Here is a 7,406-nt window from a genome sequence, read left to right as displayed (position 1 = left end):
TCTGGATCGTCGTCGCCTTCTACTTCCTGGTCCTCGACCGCGAGCAGCGCCGGGCCCGCTGGCTCGCCGCCCTGGAGGCCGGCCACGACCCGAACCGCCGCCTCAAGCTGGGCGTTCCGTGGTACCGCATCGCCTGCGCCGTCTCGCTCGGCCTCGCCTGCGGCGTGAAGTGGAGCGGCCTGTGGTACCTCATCCTCTTCGCGATCGCCGTGGCGATCTTCGACATGGCCGCCCGCCGCAGCGCCGGCGCGAAGCACTGGGTGGTCGACGGCCTCCCCGGGGCGATCGGCTGGACGGCCGCCATCGTCGGCCTCGCGGTGCTGGCCTACCTGGGCACCTGGTGGGGCTGGTTCGCCTCGGACGACGGCTACTTCCGGCACTGGTACGCGCAGTCGAACGGCCTGGCCGGCGACCGCTTCATCGACCCGCTGGTCAACCTGTGGCACTACCACGTCGAGGCGTACACCTTCCACACCGGCCTGAGCAGCAAGCACCAGTACCAGTCGTGGCCGTGGCAGTGGCTGCTGCTCGGCCGGCCGGTCGCGTTCTACTGGAACACCGACGGCCCCTGCGACGCCAGCAGCTGTGCCTCCGAGATCCTGCTGCTCGGCACCCCGCTGCTGTGGTGGTCGTTCCTGCCCGCGCTGATCGGGCTGGGCTGGCTCGCCGTCGCCCGCCGCGACGGCCGCGCCTGGCTGATCCTGGCCTGCGCCCTGGCCGGCATCGTGCCGTGGTTCCGGGACATGCCCGAGCACCGCACGATGTTCTACTTCTACGCGCTGCCGGCCGAGCCGTTCCTGGTGCTCGCCGTGGTCTACGTGCTCGGCGCGATCATCGGCCCCGCCCGGCGCCTGCGGCCCAACAGCGACCAGCGGCTGATCGGCTCGATCGTCGCGGGCGCCTATGTCCTGCTGGTCGCCGCCTGCTTCGCGTACTTCTATCCGATCTATAGCGGAATGGACATTACGTACACCGAGTGGTTCAGCCGCATGTGGCTTGGATCTCGCTGGGTGTAGGAAGCACCGCCCGACTGGGTACCAACAGAGCTGAGACCACTGCCCTATATTATTTGCCATACGGCAAGCAAGGGCTGGCGGAAAGGCTCGCATGTCCCCCGTTGGTATCGACAAGGCACTGCGGACGGCTCGACCGGATCGGCTGGTGGAGACGCTCGATGCGTACCTCAGCGCGACCCACGGCGCGAAGAGCAGCACCGTGTGGCTGGCCGACTACCGCACGACGACGCTCGCGCCCACCGGCGTCGACCTGCCCGGCACGGTCGACGAGCAGCTGGCGCCGGCCACCCGGGCGTTCGCCAGCCAGACCACGGTTCTGGAGAACGGCGACGGCCAGGGCCTGGCCCGGCTGCACCTGCCGCTCAGCGCGTGGGGTGAGCGGGTCGGCGTGCTCAGCGTCGGGCTCGACCCGGACCGGGTGCCGGCCGAGCGCCCGCGCCTGCAGGACCTGGCGGAGTCGTTCGCGGTCGCCCTGCAGGCCGCCTACAAGCGCACCGACCGCTACCACCTGGCCCGCCGGAGCCGGGGACGGCTCACGATGGCCGCCGAGATGCAGTGGGATCTACTGCCGGCCCGCGGCTACGAGCAGCCCGGCGTGAAGCTGGCCGGGCAGCTGGAGCCGGCGTACGCGGTCTGCGGCGACCACTTCGACTGGTCCGTCAACGGCGACTGGCTCACGGTGACCGCCCTCAACGGCATGGGCAGCGGACTCGAGGCGGCCCTGCTCACAACGCTGACCGTCAACGCGATGCGCAACGCGCGCCGGTCGATCCCGGCCGGCCAGAGCAGCCCGGGCGACCTCGCCGACCAGGCGGTGCTCGCGGCCGACGCGATCTTCTCGCAGTACGGGGGCACCCGGCACCTCGCGACCCTGCTGCTGTCGCTGAACACCGCCACGGGCGAGCTGCGCATGATCGACGCCGGCTCGCCGCGGATGATCCTGGTGCGCAACGGGCAGGCTCAGGACATGGCCCTGGACCCGCAGCTGCCCCTGGGCATGTTCGGCGACACGCGGTACACCGAGGAGACCGGCCAGCTGCAACCCGGCGATCGGCTGTTCATCGTCAGCGACGGGGTGCATGCAGCCGCCCGGCCGGAGGCGACGTACGGTGAGCGCGAGTTGAGCCGTGCCATACGATCGACCCGGTTGCAACCACCGGCCGAGGCGATCAGCAGCGTCATGCGGAGCCTGCGAGACTTTCACGCAGGTGCCGAGCTCGCCGACGACGCGCTGATCATCTGTCTCGACTGGGCACCCCGAGCCGACCCGTGACTCCCGCTGCACCCGGAGGACATCGTGCGGAGCAGACCCTCACCGCACCCGTCTGGTAGCGACGACGCGGCCCTTGCCGCCGCGGCGCTGGTCGACGCCGCGGGTCAGGCACTGGTCGTCGCCACGAGCGCCGCGAACGACAACTCCGGCGTGTCCGCGGCGCAGCTGCGCGTGCTCGGTGTGGTCGCCCAGGCCGGCTCGATCAACCTGACCCAGCTCGCCATCGCACTGCACACCGCGCCGTCCTCGGCGAGCCGGCTGTGCGACCGGCTGGAGGCGGCCGATCTGCTGCGCCGCACGGCCGACGACCGCGACCGCCGCGAGGTCTGGCTGGTGCTCACCCCGACCGCCCGCAAGCTGCTCGACAATCTGGGCCGGCAGCGGCAGGAGACCATCGCGGCCGTGCTGCGCCGGATGTCGCCGGACGACCGGGCCGCGCTGATGCAGGGGCTCTCGGCGTTCGCCCGCGCCTCCGGCCTGCCGGTGGCCGAGGACGCCGCGGTGACCGCCGCGCAGGCGCAAGCCAGCTGAAGTCCCCGCAAGACGGCTGAAACGGGCTGCATCTCTTCTACAACTTTGTAGAAAACGCGAACGGGTGACATGCACACACGATCGGGGTAGGCCTGGCTGCCTGACATGCCGGAAATGTCGCCTATCACGCCCTGCAACTTGCAGATTGGCACGCGATTGAGTAGCACCGAGGCCATCTAGGAGGAGTGTCCTTGATGACACGGTTGTAATTCGGAGTAGCAAACCGAGCGTTCTCTGAGGGTGCCTAAGTAGTTGGTAACGTGAATATAGGTAGATCGACCAGCAACACGCCGAGCCCATAGGTAGATTGCGATCTTTTGTTCGAACGATCACGCCATCCCATGCGCCGATCTACCCCTCATGCCGCACACCTCGGGCACCGCACCGCGCCCCTACCCCGCGGGGGTTCACCGTCCGTAGCCAAGGGCCGGTCGGCTACAACTCACACGGACAGCAAAACCGGACAAATTTCACCGTTCGCAAGAGCGTATGCACACACGGAGTTCACTGCAACTCGGCAATAAATCGGTATCCGTCTATTCGTTGAGCGCCGAATCTCCGGAAGTGGGGTTGCCTCCACGGCTGTTTCCATCGATGTTTCTAAATGCAGGACTCCCCACGGGCCACCCTGAGATCTAAGGTGGTCCGCGTCGGTAGTCGGCCATTCACACCACCGGAAAGGTTCGAACCGCACGTCGTATACCCCGCGGCTTCGGGAGTGACGGTGCACACGAGTCAGCACAGCGTTCCACGTGAGAGCACACTCGACAGATTGGCGCACAACGACGCCGCCGAACGGTTTCTCGGCGCGTCGGGATGGACCCCCGCGGTGGTCCGCCCCATGGAGATCCGGTCGCACCAGCTCGACCCGCGACCGGACGACGGAGTCCCGGAGCTGCCCGGCACCCATCTCGCCCGGGCCCGGCTCCTCGACCAACTCGACGCGGCCGTCGCGCACCCGGTGACGCTGCTGTGCGCCCCGACGGGCTGGGGCAAGACCGTGCTCGCCACGTCGTGGATCCGCTCCGGAAGGGCGCCGGGCCGCACCGCGTACGTGCGGTTCGAGGCCAACTGCGGCGCGGCGGCGTGGCGTCAGCTCACCTCGGCGCTCACCGCGTCCGGCATCGCCGTCGACCCGGCAACCTACGCGTGGAGCAACGCGCAGCGCCACGAGCGCGCCGTCGTGGTCCTCGACGACCTGCATCACGTCACCAACCTGGTGGTCCTGCGGCGCCTGGAGCGGCTCATCGCGCGGCTCGGCGAGCGCATCAGCTTCTTCATCCTGGCCCGCAGCGAGCCGCCCCTGTCGCTGTACCGCTGGCGCGTCCGCGGCCAGCTCACCGAGCTGCGCACCGACCACCTCTCCTTCACCCAGGAGGAGGTGACGGGCCTCGCCGCCGGGCACGACGTGCGCCTCGCGCAGCACTTCCGGTACGCGCTCTGGCACGTGACCGAGGGCTGGCCGGCCGCGGTGGCGGTGGTCCTGGCCGCCATGGTCGGCCGGCACGAGCCCGAGCGGATCATCACCGACCTGGTCGTCGGCGACGCCGGGCTGAACGACGGCGTGGGCCTGACCGAGTACGTCCGGCGCGAAATCCTCCAGCACCTCGACCCCGACCTGCGCGAGGTCATGCTGCGCACGTCGATCCTGGAGACGGTGTGCCCCGGGCTGGTCGAGGCGCTGACCGGCAGTCGCGGCGGCGCCCGCCTGTTGGCCCAGATGAGCCGGGCCAACGCCCTGGCCACCTTCTACGGCGGCTCCCACTCCTGGTACCGCTACCGCCGCCTGCTGCGCGCCGTCCTGCGCGCCGAGGTCCGGGCGACGCTGCCGGCCGAGGAGCGCAACCTGCACCGCGCCGCGGCCGGCTGGTACGCCGCGAACGGCCTGCCGAGCGACGCGCTCGCCCACGCGGCGGCCGGCGGCGACTGGATCACCGCCGAGCGCATCTTCTTCCAGTACTGGCCGGAGCTCATCGGCTCGGGCCCGCGCGCCCTGTCCCCACGCGCCGGACCACGCCCGCCGCAGGACATCGCCGAGCGCCCACTGCTCGCGTTCGCACTCGCCATCTGCTGCCGGGACACGGGAGACCAGAACGGCATGTCGGGCTTCATCCGGCTGGGCGAGCGTGCGTTCGGCGAGTCGCCCGGCGCGACCCAGGCGGAGATCCTGGCCGCCCTGCGGGTCGCCGAGGGTATCGCCCTGGAGGACTCGCACCGCAGCGGTACCGCGGCCGTGCGCCTGCTGGCCCGGACCGAGGAGGCGACCGGCGAGCACCTGTACGCCGACTCGACGGACGCCGCGCGGGCGGTGGCCTACGTGGCGCTGGCCGGGGCCGCGCTGTCCCGCGGGGCGGTCGACGACGCCGAGACGGCGCTGGAGCGCGGCTCCGAGCTGGCCCGCACGTCGGGGTTCAACCTGCTGGTCGTCCAGGCGAACCGCCAGCAGGCGATCGCCCACCTCATGCGGGGCCGGCTGTCGGTGGCGGCGGCGTGCGCGCGGCGGGTCATCGACGGCTGCCGCGACGCGGGCATCGCCGAGTCGCGCAGCATCAGCTACGCCCGGCTGGTCCTGGCTGCCGTGTGCCGCGAGCGCGGGCAGCTGGACGAGGCCCGGTTCCACCTGGAGGAGAGCATCAGCGCGCACACGTCGGCGGATCCCGGCCAGTGGGTGGCCGGCTCGCTCGCCTTCGCGCAGCTGCTGTTCGCCCAGGACGACCACGCGGGCGCCGCCGAGGCGCTCGAGCCGCTGCTCGGCTGGCGCAGCTCCGCGCTGCCCCCTACGGCGGGGGTCGCCGTAGGGGTCCTGCACGCGGACCTGTGCCTGCTCGACGGCTACCTGGACAAGGCGCGCGACATCCTGGACGACACCGAGCGGCTCCAGCCGGGCAACCCGGAGGTGGCGCTGGCCTCGGCCCGGGTCAGCATCGCCGAGGGCAACCCGGCGGCCGCGGCGCGTACCGTGGAGCGGGTGCTGGCCGGCGAGCCCGCGTCGCTCGTGCTGACCGTGGCGGCGATGGTCCTGCTGGCTCAGGCGCTCCGGCAGCTCGGCAACCTGCCGGGGGCCACCGAGCGGATCGAACGGGCCCTGCGGCTGGCCGGGCCGGAGAACATCCGCCTGCCCTTCATCGGACACGGCTCGTGGATCTCCGAACTGCTCGACCCGCCCGAGGAGCGCTCGCTGCCCCCCGCGCCGCTGCCGGCGCAGGTGGCGCCGATGCCCGAGCCGACCGGCGTCGCGGAGCCCGTCTCGGCGCCGCCCGTGATCGACGAGCGCCTCACCGAGGCCCTCACCGAGCGGGAGACGCTGGTCCTGCAGTACCTGCGCAGCATGCTGTCGATCGCCGAGATCGCCACCGTGCTCAGCGTCTCGGCCAACACGGTGAAGACGCACGTCCGGCACGTCTACCGCAAGCTGGGGGTGAGCCGGCGCCGCGACGCGGTCCGGCGAGGTAGGGAGCTGAGCCTCATCTGAGCACCGCTCACCCGACCGGGGTGGCCGGGACCACGCGGTGAACCACCCGGTTCGGGCGAGCCGCCCACCCGGCGCCAGAGGCCACGATATTGCGGTCACCGGTGCTCCGACCGGCGGCGACCCCGGGCCGAGGATGTGGTGCATGATGGCTCTCGCGGTGCACGATCTCGCGTTGCAAGACGACGTCAACGGCGTTCGCGTGGCGGTGCGGTGCGAGGTCGCCGACCGCATCGCGAACGTCGGCGGCGACTGGTACCTCAGCATCGCCCTGCCCGGCGGCGACGTCATGCTGGCCGTCGGCGACGTCATGGGCCACGGCCCGACCGCGGCCGCCACAATGGTGCAGCTGCGGGCCGCGATGACCCGCCTGGCGCTGGCCGGCGACGAGCCCGGCGCGGTGCTGTCCGCGCTGAACCGCATGCTGTGCCGCCGCAACACGACCACGATCGCGACCGCCGTGTGCGGCCGGTTCCGCCGTGCCGATCGCACGCTCACCTGGGCCCGCGCCGGCCACCTGCCGATCCTGCGCGCGACGGCCGACGGCGTCTCACCGCTGTTCCAGCCGCCCGGCATGGCGCTCGGTGTCGACCCGGCGGCGCGCTACTGCCACGCCGTCGTCGAGCTGCGCGCCGGGGAGCTGCTGTTCATGTACACCGACGGCGTCGTCGAGCAGCGCGACCAGGCCATCGACCAGGGCGTGCAGGACCTCGCCGAGGACGTGCGCGTCGCCATGCGCACCTCGGCACCCGGCGAGCGGCTGCGCAGCGCGCTCGACCACGCCCGGCGCGGCAACCCCGACGACGACGCCTGCCTGCTGGCGGCCGAGCCCGTGTAGCTTCGCCGGGCGGCCACCCGCCTGGTCACCCATCGAGGGTGATCCCTGGTCACCCCGATCGCTCGAATCATGTCCCCAGGCACGACACGTTGCCGATTTCGGCTGGCGCCGATGTCCGGAAACCGGGAAGGCCGGGGGATCCGCCCTCGTCCGCGGGAGGGATCAACCGCCCTCCCGGTGTCCGGCACGGAGGGGTCGGTGCCGGTGGATCGGTCACGCGGGCGGCGTGATCGGAACACCACTTGTCGCGCCTGTTCCGGGGGGAACAAGTAACGGGGG

At 71.5% G+C, this 7,406-nt stretch carries 5 protein-coding genes; all 5 read left to right on the top strand.

Annotated features, from left to right (window positions below; translation table 11 throughout):
* Positions 1 to 1,016, top strand: a 1,016-nt coding sequence (locus ABZS66_RS34025; RefSeq protein ID WP_354764948.1) for a phospholipid carrier-dependent glycosyltransferase, incomplete at its 5' end; no start/stop codon positions are given.
* A gap of 145 nt (positions 1,017 to 1,161) precedes the next feature.
* Positions 1,162 to 2,289, top strand: coding sequence for a PP2C family protein-serine/threonine phosphatase (locus ABZS66_RS34020; RefSeq protein WP_354764946.1), 1,128 nt, complete (start codon positions 1,162 to 1,164; stop codon positions 2,287 to 2,289).
* A 24-nt stretch (positions 2,290 to 2,313) separates the two neighbouring features.
* Positions 2,314 to 2,820, top strand: a complete 507-nt coding sequence (locus ABZS66_RS34015; RefSeq protein WP_354764944.1) for a MarR family transcriptional regulator — start codon at positions 2,314 to 2,316, stop codon at positions 2,818 to 2,820.
* A 772-nt stretch (positions 2,821 to 3,592) separates the two neighbouring features.
* A complete protein-coding gene (locus ABZS66_RS34010) occupies positions 3,593 to 6,292 on the top strand; it encodes a LuxR C-terminal-related transcriptional regulator (protein ID WP_354764942.1) in 2,700 nt (899 codons plus the stop codon).
* 142 nt (positions 6,293 to 6,434) lie between these two features.
* Positions 6,435 to 7,127, top strand: coding sequence for a PP2C family protein-serine/threonine phosphatase (locus ABZS66_RS34005; protein WP_354764940.1), 693 nt, complete (start codon positions 6,435 to 6,437; stop codon positions 7,125 to 7,127).
* Positions 7,128 to 7,406 lie beyond the last annotated feature (279 nt).

The sequence above is a fragment of the Dactylosporangium sp. NPDC005572 genome, from assembly GCF_040605515.1.
In the GTDB taxonomy this organism is placed as follows: domain Bacteria; phylum Actinomycetota; class Actinomycetes; order Mycobacteriales; family Micromonosporaceae; genus Dactylosporangium.
Note: the sequence above shows the minus strand (reverse complement) of the source record. Positions and strands in the feature narration are given on the sequence as shown.